Source organism: Stenotrophomonas sp. YJH_SMC_29, from assembly GCF_059371235.1.
Map to the genome: position 1 here is coordinate 84,122 of NZ_JCAFUK010000020.1, position 16,423 is coordinate 100,544.

Below are 16,423 nucleotides of genomic sequence, written 5' to 3' on the forward strand. Positions count from 1 at the left end.
CAGTGCCTGTTCACCCACGCGGCCCGCCCATCACCGGCAGGATCACCCCGCTGATGTAGCTGGCACAGGCTGGCGACGCCAGGAACACATAGGCCGGTGACAGCTCCTCGGGCTGTGCGGGCCGGCCCATGTCACTGTCCTTGCCGAATTCCGCTACGTCTTCAGCCTGCTTGTCAGCCGGATTCAACGGCGTCCACACCGGACCGGGTGCCACGCAGTTGACCCGGATGCCACGTGGCAGCAGCTGGCTGGCCAGGGCCTTGGTGAACGCATGGATCGCGCCCTTGGTGGCCGAGTAATCGATCAGCGCCTTGCTGCCGAAGAGTCCGGTTTCCGAACCGGTGTTGATGATGCTGGCGCCCTCGCCCATGTGCGGCAGTACCGCACGCGCCATCTGGATGTAGCCGCCGATGTTGGTCTGCAGCGTCTCCTGCAGGTGCGCGTCTTCCAGATCCTCCAGCCGCTCGCAGTGCAGCTGGAACGCGGCGTTGTTGACCAGGATGTCGATGCCACCGAAGGCCTTGGCCACCTGCTTCACCGCCTTGTTGCAGAAGCGCGGGTCGCGCACGTCACCGGCGATCACCACACAGCGGCCGCCTTCGCGCTCCACGTGCTGGCGGGTGAGGTCGGCATCTTCGGCCTCGTCCAGGTGCAGGACCGCCACATCGGCGCCTTCGCGTGCGAACAGCACGGCCACCGCGCGGCCGATGCCGGAATCACCGCCCGTGACGATCGCGCGCATGCCCTGCAGCTTGCCGCTGCCGGTGTAGTCCGGCGCGAGGAAGCGCGGCGCCAGCGCCAGTTCGTGTTCGTGCCCCGGCTTTGCCAGCTGCTGGGCCGGCATGGCCTCCGGCTGGCGGCGTGCGCCGGCCTGGGTGGCGGTCTTTTTCGTGGCCTTCTTGGCCGCGCGGGCGTCCTTGGCCTTTTCCTGGTCCTGCAGGCGCCGCTGCCGGGCGGCAACGCGGGCAGCGCGGGGATCACCGGCGGCGGCCTTGCGCGTTGCGGTCTTCACCACCCGCGTACGCGCAGTGCCTGCAGCCGTTTCCGCAGCCGGCGCCTTCGCACCCTTGCGTACCTTGGGGGATGCCTTGCGGCGGGCGGGCACCTTCTTGCTCGTGGCCATGGGGTCTCCTTCAGTCAGATGGGAATGGGGGCTGCTCAGGCGCGGTCGGCCACGCCCTGCACGCCGGCGTGGCTGGCACAGTGCGCACAGCAGAAGATCCGGCCGTCGCCTTCGACGCCGTGGCCGATCACCGCGCAGTCGCAGTGCGCGCAGTGCGGGGCGAAGGCATGGATCGCGCACTCGAACGAGTCAAACGTGCCGCTGCGCCCGCCCTGCTGCAGGGTGAAGCTCTTGTCGTAGTCGTTACCGCAGACATCACAGGTGGCCATCTCGCGCCTCCGTGGTGTGGAAAGAAACGTCAGTGTGGCCATCGCCGATGTCGCCGACGGTGAATGCCCTGTGTCGCGCGCGTGCAGGCCATTCATGCCGTCACCACGCAGCGCCCGGCACGCTGTCGACCCGATCACCACGGAGCAGGACCATGATGCGCGCATTCAGCGTGGCCGTACTCACTTTCGCCGTCACCGCCTGCAGCAGTACGCCGGTCGCACAGGTACAGCCGATCGATGGCGTGATTTCCGGCCAGTGCCACAGCGACAAGGTGCGTGGCGCCGTGGGCCTGGCCGCTTCGGACGCCACCGTGGCCCGCGCACGCGTGGACAGCGACAGCCTGCAGGTGCGCGTGCTGCGCCATGACGGCCCGCGGGTACCACCGGCCAGTGAAGGCGGCGACCGCCTGACCATCGAGAAAGGCCGAACCAACAACATCGTCGCGATCTATTGCGGCTGACGACGGCGGCTGAGCCGGCGCGCCCTGCGCAATACGCGCAGGGTGGCCTGCTCCCACTGGCGCGGCCCACGCAGGCCGGCCAGTGCCGCCAGTTCACCGCGCTCCCAGCCGGCAAACACGCACGGGTCGATGTAGGCCTTGCGGCACACGGCCGGTGTGTTGCCCAACCGCGCCGCGACCTGGCACACCACGCTGCGCTGTGCCTGCGCCAACGCACGCTGGCTGGCCGGTTCCGGCAGCTCGGTGGCGGCAAACGCCTGCACTGCGGCCACGGTGCCGCCCCAGGTGCGGAAATCCTTGGCCGTGAAATCTTCGCCCATCACTTCGCGCAGATAATCGTTCACTGCACCCGAATCCACCGGCTGCAGCGCACCTTCATCGTCGCGGTACTGGAACAGCGCCTGGCCCGGCAGCTGCTGCAGGCGCCGCACCAGCAGCCCCAGCCGGCGATCACCCACGGTCACTTCCTGCAGCTGGCCGGACTTGCCTCGGAAACGCATGCGCACCCGCCCACCCCGCAACAGCTCCAGATGGCGGTTGCGCAGGGTGGTCAGCCCGAATGAACGGTTCTGCTGGGCATAGGTTTCATTGCCGACCCGCACCAGCGTGTCGGCCAGCAGTGCGACCACCATCGCCAGCACCTTTTCGCGCGGAAACCCTGGACGCTTCAGGTCCCGCGACAGCCGTCGCCGCAGCGTGGGCAGGGCGTCGCCAAAGGCGATGATGCGGTCGAACTTGCCGGCGTCGCGCTCTTTCGCCCAGTCGGCGTGGTAACGGTACTGCTTGCGCCCGCGCGCATCGCGGCCGGTGGCCTGCAGGTGGCCGTTGGCGTGGGCGCAGATCCACACGGCGGTGTAGGCCGGTGGAATGGCCAGTGCGCGGATGCGCTGCAGGGTGGCCGCGTCGCGAACCACGTGACCGTCCGCGTCGCGGTAGCTGAAGCCCTGGCCGGCGCGGCGCCGGCTGATGCCCGGCTGGGTGTCATCGACATAGCGCAGGCCGGCCGCGCGCGCGGCCTGTCGTTCGGGGGAAGAGGGGGTTGGCATGACCACAGTGTCGCCGTCGCGATGCCGCGATCCTGTCGATAACAGAAGACAAACACGTGAGGGCCGGATCGCCGCTATGCTCGGGTTTTCACAATCCCTTCCGGAGTCATGATGTCGTTCCCGATTCGCGCCCGTTCGCTCTCCGCCCTGCTGCTGCCGGCCGTACTGGCCCTGACCGCCTGCCAGGCTCCGGCGCTGGATGAACAGGATTCGGCCACGGCCCATGCGCAGCAGGCGGCCGAAGCGGCCAAGGCACCGGCCGACGAAGCCGGCAAGGCCACCGAGGCACCGCCGGTCGGCACCTGCGATGCCAGCCAGGTGCAGAGCCTGGTCGGCCAGGCCTATGCCGACGCGCTGGGCAAGCAGGCGCAGGAAGATGCCGGTGCCCACCAGCTGCGCGTGATGAAGCCCAACGACGTGGCCACGATGGAGTTCCTTGGCGACCGCCTGAACATCGAAGTGGACGACAAGGGCCTGGTCAGCGGCGTGCGCTGCGGCTGAGGCCGACCCCGCGCCGGCACGGGGTTGCCGGCGCGTTCCGTTGCACCTGCAACCGTGTATTGCGGCGTTGCAGCAACCTGTGATCTAGTCGAGGCATCCGGTGGCCTCACGATGCGCTCCAGGGATTGGGCGGGCTTGAGTGTCCCCGTTCAATTCATCCCGCATCGAGGTAGAGATGGCCCCCCGCAACCGCCAAGGGCTTTACGACCCGCGCTCCGAGCGCGATGCCTGTGGCTTTGGCATGGTCGCCCAGCTCGACGATCAACCTTCGCGCCTGCTGGTCGATACCGCCATCGCCGCGCTGTCGCGCATGACCCACCGTGGCGGTGTTGCCGCCGATGGCCTGACCGGCGATGGCTGCGGCCTGCTGCTGCGCCGCCCCGACGCGTTCCTGAAACTGCTGGCCAGCGAAGCCGGCATCGCCGTCTCCGCACGCTTTGCTGCCGGCCTGGTGTTCCTGCCCCACGACGCCGATGCCGCCCATGCCTGCCGCACCCAGCTGCAGGCGCAGGTCGAAGCGGTCGGCTGCCGGGTCGCCGGCTGGCGCGAAGTGCCGACCGATGACAGCGTCTGCGGCCAGCTGGCGCGTGACACCCTGCCGCGCATCGAGCAGGTGTTCGTCGATGCCGGCGTCGGCCAGGACGATGCCGGCTTCGCGCTGGCGCTGTTCCTGGCCCGCCGCCGCAGCGAACAGCAGCTGCGCAATCACGCTGATTTCTACGTCACCACCCTCACCCCCGATGCGATCAGCTACAAGGGCATGGTGCTGCCGGACAAGCTCAGCCGCTTCTATCCGGACCTGCAGCGGCGCGAGCTGGCCTCCAGCGCGATCGTGTTCCACCAGCGCTTCTCGACCAACACGCTGCCGCGCTGGCCGCTTGCCCACCCGTTCCGGATGCTCGCCCACAATGGCGAGATCAACACCATCGAAGGCAACCGCCGCTGGGCCCAGGCGCGCAGCAAGGTGTGGAAGACGCCGCGCTTTGACATCGCCGAATTCGACCCGGTGATCTCCATGCACGGCTCGGACTCGCAGAGCCTGGACAACATGCTGGAACTGATGGTCGCCGGTGGCATGGAGCTGATCCAGGCGCTGCGCATCCTGGTGCCGCCGGCCACCCAGTCGCTGGAGTTCAAGGACCCGGACCTGGCCGCGTTCTACGAGTTCCACGGCCTGAACAGCGAGCCGTGGGATGGCCCGGCCGGCATCGTTGCCTGCGACAGCCGCTACGCCGTCTGCACCCTCGACCGCAACGGCCTGCGCCCGGCGCGCTGGATGCTGACCGCCGACCGCCACTTCCTGGTTGCCTCTGAAGCGGGCGTGTGGGAAGTGCCCACCGAGCGGGTGGTGCGCAAGGGCAAGCTCGGCCCCGGCGAGATGATCGCGATCGACCTCAAGCGCGGCGACCTGCTCGACTCCGATGCGGTGGACCGCATCAACCGCGGCCGCGCGCCCTACAAGCAGTGGCTGCAGCAGGGCGTGACCTACCTGCAGACCGAACTGATCGACCCGTCGCTGGTGGAAGAGCCGTTCGACGAAGCCACCCTGCGCAGCTACCACAAGCTGTACCAGCTCAGCAGCGAGGAGGTGGAGCAGGTGCTGCGGCCGCTGGCAGAGACCGAGCAGGAAGCCACCGGTTCGATGGGCGACGACACGCCGATGGCGGTGCTGAGCCAGCGCAGCCGCCCGCTGTACGACTATTTCCGCCAGGCCTTCGCGCAGGTCACCAACCCGCCGATCGATCCGCTGCGCGAAGACTGCGCGATGTCCCTGTCCACCCAGCTCGGCAAGGAGACCAACATCTTCCATGCCGGCCCGGAGACGGTGAACCACGTCATCCTCAATTCGCCGGTGCTGAGCCAACGCAAGCTGCGCCAGCTGCTGAAGATGGACCAGTACGTGCAGGCCAATCGCCTGCTCGACCTGTCCTACAGCGAAGACGAGGGCCTGCGCGCCGGCATCGAGCGCATCTGTGCCGAGGCCGAACAGGCCGCGCGCGATGGCATGGTGATGCTGCTGCTGTCCGACCGCTACCCGGTGGCCGGACGCCCGATGGTGCATGCCCTGCTCGCCACCAGCGCCATCCACCACCACCTGTCGCGGCTGGGCCTGCGCTGCGACGTCAACCTGATCGTCGAGACCGGCACCGCGCGCGATCCGCACCACATGGCCTGCCTGCTCGGCTTCGGTGCCACCGCGGTGTATCCGTACCTGGCCTATCAGACCCTGTTCGACCTCGGCCGTCGCGGCATCCTCAAGCTCAGCAAGGGCGGTGAGCAGTCGCAGATCGGCCGCCGCTACCGCAAGGGCGTCTACAAGGGCCTGTCGAAGATCATCTCGAAGATGGGCATCTGCACCGTGGCCAGCTACCGCGGCGCGCAGCTGTTCGAGATCATCGGCCTGGAGCCGGAAGTGGTGGACCTGTGCTTCCCGGATACCGCCTCGCGCATCGGCGGCGCCGGCTTCGCACGCCTGGACGCCGATGCGCGCGAGCTGTGCGCGCAGGCCTGGGACGCACAGCAGGATGTCGATGTCGGCGGCCTGCTGAAGTACGTGCACGGCGGCGAATACCACATGTACAACCCGGACGTGGTCACCACCCTGCAGCGCGCGGCGCGCAGCGGCGACCCGCGTGCGTGGCAGCAGTACTGCGATGCGGTGCATGCGCGCCCGCCCTCGGCACTGCGTGACCTGCTGGAACTGGTACCGGCCGCCGTGCCGGTACCGCTGGACGAGGTCGCCCCGGCCAGCGCACTGTTCCCGCGCTTCGATACCGCGGCGATCAGCCTCGGCGCCCTGTCGCCGGAAGCGCATGAAGCGCTGGCCATTGCCATGAACCGCCTGGGCGGCCGCAGCAATTCCGGCGAAGGCGGCGAAGACCCGGCACGCTACGGCACGCAGCGCCGCAGCAAGATCAAGCAGGTGGCGTCCGGGCGCTTCGGCGTGACCGCCGAGTACCTGGTCAATGCCGAGGTGCTGCAGATCAAGGTCGCCCAGGGCGCCAAGCCCGGCGAAGGCGGCCAGCTGCCCGGCCACAAGGTCAACGAACTGATCGCACGGCTGCGCTACGCACGCCCCGGCATCGGCCTGATCTCGCCGCCGCCGCACCACGACATCTATTCCATCGAAGACCTGGCGCAGCTGATCTACGACCTCAAGCAGGTCAACCCGACCGCGCTGGTGTCGGTGAAACTGGTCAGCCATGCCGGCGTGGGTACGATCGCCGCCGGCGTGGTCAAGGCCGGTGCGGACCTGATCACCATTTCCGGCCATGACGGTGGCACCGGCGCGTCGCCGGTCAGCTCGATCCGCTATGCCGGCGTGCCGTGGGAACTGGGCGTGGCCGAAGCGCACCAGGCGCTGCTGGCCAACGACCTGCGCGGGCGCACCCTGCTGCAGACCGATGGCGGGCTGAAGACCGGCCTGGACGTGGTCAAGGCCGCGCTGCTGGGCGCGGACAGCTTCGGCTTCGGCACGGCGCCGATGATCGTGCTGGGCTGCAAGTACCTGCGCATCTGCCACCTCAACAACTGCGCCACCGGCGTGGCCACCCAGGACGAACGCCTGCGCGAGAACCACTTCACCGGCCAGCCGGAGCGCGTGGAGAACTTCTTCCGGCTGCTGGCCGAAGAAGTGCGTGGCTGGCTGTCCTACCTGGGCGCGCGTTCGCTGGAAGAGATCGTCGGCCGCACCGACCTGCTGCGGCAGATCGAGGCCGCGCCGCGTGACGGCGTCCGCGTGGACCTGTCGCGCCTGCTGGCCGACAGCCGCTATGAAGGCAGCCACTGCGCCGCGCAGCGCCTGTACGAATCGCCGGACAGCCTGGCCACGCAGATGGATGGCCTGCTGGCCCCGGCCATCGAGCACAAGCGCGGCGGCGAGCATCGCTTCCTGATCCACAACACCGACCGCAGCATCGGCACCCGCCTGGCCGGCGCGGTGGCACGCGCGCACGGCAACCAGGGCATGGCCGACACGCCGCTGGAACTGCGCTTCCGCGGCAGCGCCGGGCAGAGCTTCGGCGCCTTCAATGTCGGCGGCCTGCACCTGGAAGTGGAAGGCGAAGCCAACGATTACGTCGGCAAGGGCATGGCCGGCGGCCGGCTGGTGGTGCGGCCGCCGCGGGGCGCGCGTTTCGAGGCACGCAGCACCGCCATCATCGGCAACACCTGCCTGTACGGCGCCACCGGCGGTGAACTGTTCGCTGCCGGCCGTGCCGGCGAACGCTTCGCGGTGCGCAATTCCGGCGCGCTGGCGGTGGTCGAAGGGGCCGGTGACCACTGCTGCGAGTACATGACCGATGGCGTGGTGCTGGTGCTGGGCAAGGTCGGCCTGAACTTCGGTGCCGGCTTCACCGGTGGCCTGGCCTACGTGCTGGACGTCGACCGCGACTTCGTCGACCGCTACAACCACGAGCTGATCGACATCCATCGCGTGTCCGCCGAAGGCTTCGAGAACTATCGCCAGCACCTGCACCGCCTGATCGGCCGCCACCGCGAGCTGACCGGCAGCATCTGGGCACAGCAGATCCTGGACGAGTTCCGCGATTACATCGGCAAGTTCTGGCTGGTCAAACCGAAGGCCGCCAGCATCGAGTCGCTGACCGAAACGCTGCGCCGCGCCGCGTAACGTTAGTGCCGGCCGCTGGCCGGCAACCGCAAAACACCACAGAGCCCGCCATGAGCCGCAAGCACGCCTTCCAGTTCCTCGACCTGCCCCGCACCATGCCGCAGCGCATTCCGGTGGAACTGCGCACCTCCGGCGACTGGGGCGAGCTGTACGGAAAGTTCGGCAAGGAAGACGCGCAGTACCAGGCCGGCCGCTGCCTGGACTGCGGCAACCCGTACTGCAGCTGGAAGTGCCCGGTGCACAACGCCATTCCGCAGTGGCTGCAGCTGGTGCAGGAGAACCGCATCCACGAGGCCGCCACGCTGTGCCACAGCACCAACCCGCTGCCGGAAGTCTGCGGCCGGGTCTGCCCGCAGGACCGGCTGTGCGAAGGCAGCTGCACGCTGGAGGAATTCGGCGCGGTCACCATCGGCGCAGTGGAGAAGTACATCGTCGATACCGCCCTGGCCAGTGGCTGGCGCCCGGACCTGGGCGCGGTTCGGCCGACCGGCCACAGCGTTGCGGTGATCGGGGCCGGCCCCGCCGGCCTGGCCTGCGCCGATCGCCTGGCCCGCGCCGGCATTGCCGCAGTGGTCTACGACCGCTACGAGCAGATCGGCGGCCTGCTGCAGTTCGGCATTCCCAGCTTCAAGCTGGACAAGGACGTGATCCACCGGCGCCGCGAAGTGCTGGAAGGCATGGGCGTGCAGTTCCGCCTCGGCGTGGAGATCGGCCGCGACCTGAGCGTGCAGCAGCTGCTGGACACCCACGATGCCGTGTTCGTCGGTACCGGTGCCTACCGTTACACCGACGGTGGCCTCGACGGCCAGGACCTGAAGGGCGTGCTGCCGGCACTGCCGTTCCTGGTGCAGAACAGCCGCATCGTCGGCGGCGATGACCCGAAGGGGCGGCCGATTGCCGGCTGGGAAGACACCATCGCCCTGCCCGACCTCAACGGCAAGCGCGTGGTGGTGCTCGGTGGCGGTGATACCGGCATGGACTGCGTACGCAGCGCCGTGCGCCTGGGCGCGGCCAAGGTCACCTGTGCCTACCGCCGCGACGAAGCCAACATGCCCGGCAGCGCGCGCGAAGTGGCCAATGCGCGCGAAGAAGGCGTGCGCTTCCTGTTCAACCGGCAGCCGCTGTCGATCGAGGCCGGCGCCGACGACGAAGTGATCGGCGTGACCGTGGTCGAAACGCGGCTGGGCGAACCCGATGCCAATGGCCGCCAGAACGCCGTACCGATCGAAGGCAGTGAATCGCTGCTGGAGGCGGACGTGGTGATCATCGCCTTCGGCTTCTCGCCCAGCGTGCCGGCGTGGCTGGCCGAACTGGGCGTGGAAGCCCAGTCCAACGGCCGCATCCTCGCCGGTGGCAAGGACCGTCTGCCGTTCCAGACCGCGCACCCGCGCCTGTTCGCCGGTGGCGATGCGGTGCGCGGTGCCGATCTGGTGGTGACCGCCGTGGCCGAAGGTCGCGACGCCGCTGCCAGCATCGTCCGCCTACTGGCGCACTGAGTCCGGCAGCAGCAGCGCGTCCAGCAGCGCGCGCAGTTCGCGCGCCTCCAGCGGCTTGGCCAGGAAATGGTCGATGCCCGCATCACGGCAGGCCTCACGGGTGCGCTCCAGCACGCTGGCGGTCAGCGCAATGATCGGGACCCGCGCACGGGTGGCGCAGGCGTCGCTCCGGATCGCCCGGGCCAGCGCGAAGCCATCCATGTGCGGCATGTGGCAGTCGGTGATCACCAGGTCGAACGGCTGCCCCTGCCAGGCCTCCCAGGCCTGCAGGCCGTCGCCGCAGGCGTGCACCTGCAGTCCCAGCTCGCACAGGCGTTGTGCCAGCAACTGCAGGTTGGTCGGATGATCCTCGGCCACCAGCACCCGCGCCGGTGGCAGCGGTCGTTGCGCGGCCCGTGCCGTCGCCGGTCCCGTAGCGGGGGCCGCACACGCCGCCAGGTCCAGCTCCAGCCACACGGTGGTGCCCTTGCCGGGCACGCTGCGCAGGTGGAGGCGCCCGCCCATCGACGTCGCCAGCTCGCGGCAGATCGACAGCCCCAGGCCACTGCCGCCGAAGCGGCGCGTGGTCGACGCCTCGGCCTGCTCGTAGGCGGCAAACACCGCCTGTTGCCGTTCCACGCTGATGCCCACGCCGGTGTCGGTCACCTGCAGGCGCAGCTGCTGGCCGCCCTCGCGCTGCTGCAGCACGCGGACCTGCAACACCACGCGCCCCTGCAGGGTGAACTTGAGTGCATTGCCGGCCAGGTTGAACAGGACCTGCCGCAGGCGCAGCCCATCGGCCAGCGACCAGGCCTGCAATGCCGGGTCGATCTCGCTGTGCAGTTGCAGGCCCCGGCTGCTCGCGACCGGCGCCAGCAGCTGCTGCACCGCCCGCACCATCGCCGCCAGGTCGGTCGGGCGCAGCTGCAGCGGGGCGGGTTGCAGGCGCTGGCTGTGCAGCACGTCGTCGAGGATCTGCCGCAGCATCTGCGCGGCATCCGCCACCGTGCCCAGCACCTGCTGCTGGCCCGCGTCGAGCGGCCCGCCCGCCAACCGCTCCAGCATGCCCAGCAGGGTGCTCATCGGCGTGCGGATCTCGTGGCTCATCGTCGCCAGGAAATGGCTCTTGGCCAGCGCCGCCTGCTCGGCTGCGCGGCGTGCATCAGCCAGCGCCGTCGCCCGCGCCTGTGCCTCGCTGACGTCCATCCAGTAGCCGCTCCATTCCACGCTGCTGTCATCGCACGGCAACGGGCGCCCCTGCGAGCGGACCCAGCGCCAGCCCTGCGCCGACCGGGTGCGGAAGGTGACGTCGATCGGGCCGCGCGCCAACGCGGCAGCTTCGATGCGGGCCATCACCCGGCTGCGGTCGTCGGGATGGACGGCGGCCAGCAGCTGGAAGTGATCGATCCGCGCGGTCTCCACGCTCACCCCGAACAGCGCCTGCACATCACCGGCGATCTGGGTCAGGCTGTAGTGCCCGGTCGCCGAGCGGCGGGCCTGGTAGACCACCGCCGGCAGGTTCGCGGTGACCTCCTGCAAGCGCTGCTCCAGCACGCGCCGGCGGGTGCTCTCACGATGCACGCGCCAATAGCCGAAGGCATGGACCAGCGCGAGCGCGAGCAGGACCAGCGACGCCGGCACCAGCCAACGCAGCGTCGCGCCGGCGGGTTGTGCCCGTGGCCGCTCCGGCCGCCACGCGCTGTGCTCGGATGCGCGATGCGCGTCGTCCTCCTGCCGCAACTGCCGGTCGAAGGCAGCGATCACCCCGGCACAGGCCGGCACCGCTGCCACCACCAGGGCATCGCCGAAGCCCGCCGGTGCCGCGATCACCAGCGGGTCACCCGGCCCGGCACGGAGCGCGGCTTCGACTTCAGCAAGATTGGCGATCACGGCATCGACCAGCCCGGCGCGCAGCAGTGACAGCGCATGGTCCAGCGGCGCAGGGGCCAGCAGCTGCGCGCCCGGGGCCTGCTCGGCCAGCAGTGCCTCCAGCGGTAGCCGGTCCGGACTGGCCACGCTGCGCCCACGCAGGTCCTCCAGCCCCAGCACGGCTGCCGCGCTCTCGCGCCGCACGATCACCTGTGGCACCTCCAGGTAGGCCCTGCTGGCCACCCATCCGGCGGGGAGCTGCGCCTGCGGCCACCCCAACAGCACCTGGGTGCCGGCCGGCACCTGGCCCTCGGTGAGCGCCGCAGCAGCCAGCGGCCTGGCATCCGTCGCCGCCGGCTCGCCCAGCAGCGGCAGATAGTCTGCAGCCAATCCCGCAAGGTCGCCCTGCACGCTGTAGGACAGCGGCGGCCGATCGGAGCGCCATGCCACCTGCAACGGGCTTGTGCAGCTGGACGCAGTGGCGACGCCGGGCAGCAGCAGCGTTGTCATGACAGCGGCGACGGCGCGGCGGCCGGCGGCATTCACGGTAGGCGTCCTCATTTCGCGGGCAGGAACCACGGCCGCGCAGCGGTACCGCTGCCAGCCACGCTAGCGGGGCAGGCTTCCGCCACAATGAGAAAAATTGGAAAAACATCCGCATCGGCGGATGGCGACATACACTGCCGCTTCTACCCGTCCCTACGGAGCGCTCGATGCGTATCGGCCTGGCCGCCAACCGTCTCCATCACCACGATGCACGCGCTGCGCTGTTCCGCTGGCTGCGTGCCAGCGAGGCGGGCCTGCGGGAGCTGGGGGTGTCACTGCATGCGGTCGGGCGCACCCACGACGCCATCGCGCGGCAGGGCTTCCTGGCCGGGTACGGCGGCCTGCACCGGTATCCCTACGGCCGCGAAGGTGGCCTGATGAAGCTGGTGGCCGAAGTGGTCGGCATGGGACCGGAGCGCACCCTGGACGGCGCGATCTACCTGATCGACCCGGTCGATCCTTCCTCGGTGTTTCCGGAAGCCACTGCGCTCAAGCGGCAGTGTGTAATCCACGGCAAGCCGTTCATCTCAACCGTGGCCACCGCGCGCGACTGGATCGAAGTGGAGCGCATCCACGCCGGGCTGGCGGCCGATGCCGGTGCCGACGACCTGCATGCGTTCCAGGAACAGACGCTGGCGCTGATCGCGCATGATGCAATGAAGCCGGCGATGCTGGCCTTTGCCGATGAACACTTCGATGTGCTGGCACGCTTTGGCCAGCGCGTTGCCACCGGCACCACCGGCCAACGCCTGAACGAGCTGGCGTGGAGCCGGGGGTGGCCCAGCGATACGCCGTGGGTGACGCGGTACCAGAGTGGCCCGATGGGTGGCGACGCGCAGATTGCCGATCGCGTGCTGGAGGGCCGCTGCCAGCGCGCGATCTTCTTCGAGGACCCGCATGTGGCGCGCCAGCACGAGGCCGACATCCAGCTGCTGGAGCGCGCGGTGACCACGGTGACCGACCAGGCGGTGTGCATCACCGCACCGCGGGTGGCGGCGCGCTGGGCGACAGCGGCGGCGTTGCGCGCGGGATAAGGGTTCCGGCCAACGGCTGAGCCCCTCGTGGTGGGTCGTTCAAATCAGAAGCCGTGCTCGGCCGGGCGGGGTGGATTGCGCAGGGGTCGCTGCAAGTACGTCCTTGTAAGCTCGGTCGCCGCATCCATGCGGCTCACGCCCCTGCGCAACCCACCCCGCCCGGCCACGGACAGTTTCCTGTGTGCCCATCACGGAAGAAAGAAAGAAGGAAGAGCAGGAGCGGGTCGCGCGCTGCGCGCGCTTTTGTAGAGCCGAGCCATGCTCGGCTGCTGTTGATCGCGAGGGCTGAATATCCGCGCTACGCGCGTCAGCCGAGCATCGGCTCTACAACAGCTGGCGGAGCATGGCTTTCAAGCGGCGCCCTTCGAGCTGGAAGTAGTCGCGCTGTTGCCGCCAGTCCGGGAAGCGTTGTTCCACTTCATGCCAGAACGCCGGCGAGTGATTGGGCTGGATCAGGTGGCAGAGTTCGTGCACCAGCACGTACTCGAACGCTTCGGGGCGGCCCAGCACCAGTGCCAGGTCCAGTGCCATGCTGCCATCGGGGGCGAGCGAGCCCCATTGCGAGGACATCACCTTCAGCCGCAGGCGGCTGGGTGCGCGTGGCAGGGTGGGCAGGTACCTGGGCAGCCAGCGGCCGACATCGGCGCGGGTCTGGGCTTCGTAGAACTCGCGCAGCAGGCGGCGCAGGGTCGCATCGCCGCCCCGGGTCGGCCACTGCACGCAGGCGCCGTGCTCATCGATCTCCAGCCGCGCGTAGCGGCCTTCCTGCCAGCGCAGCGGCAGCAGTTCGCCGCGCAGGGGCAGCACGCCGGCTTCGCCCGGCTGCAGTGGGGCCGGCAGGCCCTGGCCCTGGTACTGGCGCAACTGCAGCGCCAGCCAGTCGCGGTGCTGCTCCAGGAAGCGCTCGCCCATTACCAGGCTGGCCCGCGGCGGCAGGGTCAGGCGTGCGCCGCGCTCGTCCACGCTCAACTTGATCCGGCGTGCCCGCGGATCGCGCACGCGCAGTACCTCGATCTCGGCATCCTCCAGGCGCAGGCGAACGGTGTCGCGCTGCACGGTGGCGGGCGGGGTCGGGCTGATCAGGCGGCGCAGCAGACGGCTCATGCACCCAGCATAGCGCTGCTTCGGGCCGCCGGATGACCGGCGGCCCATGAGGCGCGTGTTCAGTCAGCCTTGCTGAGCTTGAACGCGTCTTCCAGCAACAGGAACAGGCGGCGGATCTCGGCGCTCTGCAGGGCGAAGCGGGCGTCGAACTCGGCGCGGCGGCCGTCTTCGTCGGCATGCTCCAGCTGGTCCAGGGCACCGTCGAGGAACTTCAGCTTGCGCACGATCAGGTCGTCGCCGATCACGAACGACAGGTTGTCCTCGAAGATCAGCGCCAGCTTGGTCACCTGCTTGCCCGCGTCCAGGTGCTTGTCGATCTCGTCGCAGCGCAGTTCCTGGTGCTGGCACTTGACCACCGCACCGCCTTCGACTGGATCCTTCATCTCGCACTCTTCGCCCAGGCTCAGCCCGGTCGGCAGCGGCTCACCGGCGATCCAGCCGGTCAGGATCGAACGCGGCGCGACTTCAGCGTTCAGCGGCATCGCCGGGAAGCTGCCGAGCAGGCCGCGGATGTCGGACATGAAGTACTCGCCGGTCTTGCGGCTGGAGGTATCCACTGCGACGTAGCCGTGCTGCAGGTTGATGAAGGCGTCGTTGCGCGAGGACTTCACGAAGGCGCGCGGCAGCAGTTCATGCAGCAGGTCGTCCTTCATGCGCTTGCGCTCGCGGCCACCGGGGCGGCGGCCTTCCTTCTCCTCGATCTCCTCCAGCTTGCGCTCGAGCAGGTCGTTGACCACCGCCGCCGGCAGGATCTTGTCCTCGCCGCCCACGGTCAGCCACAGGTGTTCGGCGATGCGGTGCGACAGCAGTTCCTTCTCCTCGCGGCCAAACGGCGAGATGAAGCCACGCGAGTTCATTTCCAGCGCGCCCACCGGCTTGAGCACGGCATGCGGCAGCAGGGTGTCGACTTCGGAAAAATCGGTCGTGGTCGGGAAACGGAAGAACGTCAGGTTGCGAAAGAACATGGAATTCCGGATGGCAAAGAGGAAGGGCGACCGACCTTAAACGGCGGGCGTCTCGGGATCTGCGTCGGCGTCAGCCGGGGTACCGGCCAGCCAGGCATGGGCGTCGGGCAGTGGCGCGTCGTCGCCACGGCCCAGCGACATGAAGTCGAACAGCGTGCTGTCGGCCAGCTGCGAGGGCCGGACGTCGCCCAGGGCGCGCGCGATCTGCTCGATGCGGCCCGGGTGGTCCTTTTCCCACTGCTTCAGCATCAGGCCGACCTGGCGGCGCTGCAGGTTCTCCTGGCTGCCGCACAGGTTGCAGGGAATGATCGGGAACCGGCGTGCCTGCGCGTACTCGACGATGTCGCTCTCGCGCACGTACGCCAGCGGCCGGATAACCACGTGCCTGCCGTCATCGCTGCGCAGCTTCGGCGGCATGCTCGCCAGCTTGGCGTGGTGGAACAGGTTCATGAAGAACGTGGCCACCCTGTCGTCGCGATGGTGGCCCAGCGCGATCTTGGTGAAGCCGTGGGTCTCGGCGTAGTGGTACAGCGCGCCACGCCGCAGGCGCGAGCACAGCGAGCACATCGTCTTGCCTTCCGGGATGACCCGGCTGACCACCGAATAGGTGTCCTGCTCGATGATGTGGTACGGCACGCCCAGCCCGGCCAGGTACTCCGGCAGGATGTGCTCGGGAAAGCCCGGCTGCTTCTGGTCCAGGTTCACCGCCACCAGCTCGAACGGCACCGGTGCCTTCTTCTGCAGCTGCAGCAGCAGATCCAGCAGGGTGTAGCTGTCCTTGCCGCCGGACAGGCAGACCATCACCTTGTCGCCGGCCTCGATCATGCCGAAGTCGGCAATCGCCTCGCCCACCTGGCGGCGCAGGCGCTTGGCCAGCTTGTGCTGCTCGCGTTCGGCCACGCGCGGATCGCGGGCGGTGCGCGGCGGGGGATCGGGAAGGGAAATCACGGCACTCATGGGGTCCATTCTAACGGCTCGGAGCGGCCCCGGCCGGGAGTCGGGATTCCCCTCTCCCGGCGGTCATCAACGCTGTGTATCCTCGAAGCCGTGGATACCTACGACCCCGCCGAGATCGTCGAACGCCTCGCTGCCCTGCGCGCCGAGCACCGCCTGCTGGATGAACAGATCACCCGCATGGCCGCCAACGGCGAGGATGAGCTGGAAGCCAAGCGCCTGAAGCGGCGCAAGCTGCAGCTGAAGGATTGCATCGCCAAGCTGGAAAGCTTGCAGATTCCTGACGAACCGGCCTGAGCGGTGGCCATCCACGCATGGCGTGGATCTTATCTCTTGCCGATCTGGCACCTTGTGTGCCGAGAGCCCGGCGTGGGCGACCGTGTGGATCCAGGTCTTGCGACCGAGAAGTAGCTTGGGTCCCCACGCCGGATTCTCCCTGAACCGCC

The 16,423-nt window shown here is 69.0% G+C and carries 13 protein-coding genes; 6 read left to right on the forward strand and 7 right to left on the reverse strand.

The features are described from left to right. Window positions 1–10 precede the first annotated feature (10 nt). Window positions 11–1,123 (reverse strand): SDR family oxidoreductase, encoded by a 1,113-nt coding sequence (locus AC5P9I_RS18560; protein ID WP_049470492.1) that lies wholly within the window; start codon window positions 1,121–1,123, stop codon window positions 11–13. 35 nt (window positions 1,124–1,158) lie between these two features. Next, a complete protein-coding gene (locus tag AC5P9I_RS18565) occupies window positions 1,159–1,392 on the reverse strand; it encodes a metallothionein (protein WP_057493717.1) in 234 nt (77 codons plus the stop codon). 152 nt (window positions 1,393–1,544) lie between these two features. On the opposite strand from AC5P9I_RS18565, the gene AC5P9I_RS18570 reads away from it, so the two are divergent. Further along, the gene (locus AC5P9I_RS18570; RefSeq protein WP_049470497.1) at window positions 1,545–1,853 is read left to right on the forward strand and encodes a hypothetical protein; all 309 of its coding nucleotides are present in this window, start codon (window positions 1,545–1,547) and stop codon (window positions 1,851–1,853) included. On the opposite strand, the gene AC5P9I_RS18575 is transcribed toward AC5P9I_RS18570, so the two are convergent. Further along, a complete protein-coding gene (locus tag AC5P9I_RS18575) occupies window positions 1,841–2,899 on the reverse strand; it encodes a DNA topoisomerase IB (RefSeq protein WP_049470499.1) in 1,059 nt (352 codons plus the stop codon). The two genes, AC5P9I_RS18570 and AC5P9I_RS18575, sit on opposite strands and share 13 nt — an antisense overlap. A gap of 111 nt (window positions 2,900–3,010) precedes the next feature. On the opposite strand from AC5P9I_RS18575, the gene AC5P9I_RS18580 reads away from it, so the two are divergent. The 3 genes from AC5P9I_RS18580 to AC5P9I_RS18590 all read left to right on the forward strand — a co-directional run bounded on the left by AC5P9I_RS18580 (window position 3,011) and on the right by AC5P9I_RS18590 (window position 9,526). Beyond that, window positions 3,011–3,400: an I78 family peptidase inhibitor gene (locus AC5P9I_RS18580; RefSeq protein ID WP_014035471.1), complete on the forward strand. Its 390-nt coding sequence runs from the start codon at window positions 3,011–3,013 to the stop codon at window positions 3,398–3,400. A 175-nt stretch (window positions 3,401–3,575) separates the two neighbouring features. Next, window positions 3,576–8,030 carry a glutamate synthase large subunit gene (gene gltB, locus AC5P9I_RS18585; RefSeq protein WP_049470502.1) on the forward strand — a complete coding sequence of 1,485 codons (4,455 nt, stop codon included), beginning with the start codon at window positions 3,576–3,578 and terminating at the stop codon, window positions 8,028–8,030. A 50-nt stretch (window positions 8,031–8,080) separates the two neighbouring features. Continuing rightward, complete coding sequence (locus AC5P9I_RS18590; protein ID WP_049470505.1) at window positions 8,081–9,526, forward strand: FAD-dependent oxidoreductase; 1,446 nt, start codon at window positions 8,081–8,083, stop codon at window positions 9,524–9,526. Here AC5P9I_RS18590 and AC5P9I_RS18595 read toward each other — a convergent pair. Further along, a complete protein-coding gene (locus AC5P9I_RS18595; protein ID WP_049470508.1) occupies window positions 9,512–11,920 on the reverse strand; it encodes an ATP-binding protein in 2,409 nt (802 codons plus the stop codon). The genes AC5P9I_RS18590 and AC5P9I_RS18595 overlap by 15 nt on opposite strands. A gap of 167 nt (window positions 11,921–12,087) precedes the next feature. On the opposite strand from AC5P9I_RS18595, the gene AC5P9I_RS18600 reads away from it, so the two are divergent. Beyond that, window positions 12,088–12,954 (forward strand): methylglyoxal synthase, encoded by an 867-nt coding sequence (locus AC5P9I_RS18600; protein WP_049470511.1) that lies wholly within the window; start codon window positions 12,088–12,090, stop codon window positions 12,952–12,954. A gap of 324 nt (window positions 12,955–13,278) precedes the next feature. On the opposite strand, the gene AC5P9I_RS18605 is transcribed toward AC5P9I_RS18600, so the two are convergent. Genes AC5P9I_RS18605 through ttcA form a run of 3 tightly spaced genes read right to left on the reverse strand, consistent with a single transcriptional unit; the run spans window position 13,279 to window position 15,980 of the window. Next, on the reverse strand, window positions 13,279–14,058 hold the full coding sequence (locus AC5P9I_RS18605) for a M48 family metallopeptidase (RefSeq protein WP_049470515.1): 780 nt from the start codon (window positions 14,056–14,058) through the stop codon (window positions 13,279–13,281). A gap of 59 nt (window positions 14,059–14,117) precedes the next feature. Continuing rightward, complete coding sequence (locus AC5P9I_RS18610; RefSeq protein ID WP_049470518.1) at window positions 14,118–15,023, reverse strand: recombination-associated protein RdgC; 906 nt, start codon at window positions 15,021–15,023, stop codon at window positions 14,118–14,120. A 36-nt stretch (window positions 15,024–15,059) separates the two neighbouring features. Beyond that, window positions 15,060–15,980: a tRNA 2-thiocytidine(32) synthetase TtcA gene (gene ttcA, locus AC5P9I_RS18615; protein ID WP_176422035.1), complete on the reverse strand. Its 921-nt coding sequence runs from the start codon at window positions 15,978–15,980 to the stop codon at window positions 15,060–15,062. A gap of 90 nt (window positions 15,981–16,070) precedes the next feature. Between ttcA and AC5P9I_RS18620 the strand changes: the two genes are divergently transcribed. Continuing rightward, window positions 16,071–16,274: a YdcH family protein gene (locus tag AC5P9I_RS18620; RefSeq protein WP_049470524.1), complete on the forward strand. Its 204-nt coding sequence runs from the start codon at window positions 16,071–16,073 to the stop codon at window positions 16,272–16,274. The last annotated feature ends 149 nt before the right edge of the window (window positions 16,275–16,423 follow it).

Coding starts and splice junctions, on each gene's coding strand:
- AC5P9I_RS18570 (WP_049470497.1), top strand. CDS start 1,545: ATGATGCGCGCATTCAGCGTGGCCGTACTCACTTTCGCCGTCACCGCC.
- AC5P9I_RS18610 (WP_049470518.1), bottom strand. CDS start 15,023: ATGTTCTTTCGCAACCTGACGTTCTTCCGTTTCCCGACCACGACCGAT.
- gltB (WP_049470502.1), top strand. CDS start 3,576: ATGGCCCCCCGCAACCGCCAAGGGCTTTACGACCCGCGCTCCGAGCGC.
- AC5P9I_RS18565 (WP_057493717.1), bottom strand. CDS start 1,392: ATGGCCACCTGTGATGTCTGCGGTAACGACTACGACAAGAGCTTCACC.
- AC5P9I_RS18605 (WP_049470515.1), bottom strand. CDS start 14,058: ATGAGCCGTCTGCTGCGCCGCCTGATCAGCCCGACCCCGCCCGCCACC.
- ttcA (WP_176422035.1), bottom strand. CDS start 15,980: ATGAGTGCCGTGATTTCCCTTCCCGATCCCCCGCCGCGCACCGCCCGC.
- AC5P9I_RS18580 (WP_014035471.1), top strand. CDS start 3,011: ATGTCGTTCCCGATTCGCGCCCGTTCGCTCTCCGCCCTGCTGCTGCCG.
- AC5P9I_RS18575 (WP_049470499.1), bottom strand. CDS start 2,899: ATGCCAACCCCCTCTTCCCCCGAACGACAGGCCGCGCGCGCGGCCGGC.
- AC5P9I_RS18590 (WP_049470505.1), top strand. CDS start 8,081: ATGAGCCGCAAGCACGCCTTCCAGTTCCTCGACCTGCCCCGCACCATG.
- AC5P9I_RS18560 (WP_049470492.1), bottom strand. CDS start 1,123: ATGGCCACGAGCAAGAAGGTGCCCGCCCGCCGCAAGGCATCCCCCAAG.
- AC5P9I_RS18600 (WP_049470511.1), top strand. CDS start 12,088: ATGCGTATCGGCCTGGCCGCCAACCGTCTCCATCACCACGATGCACGC.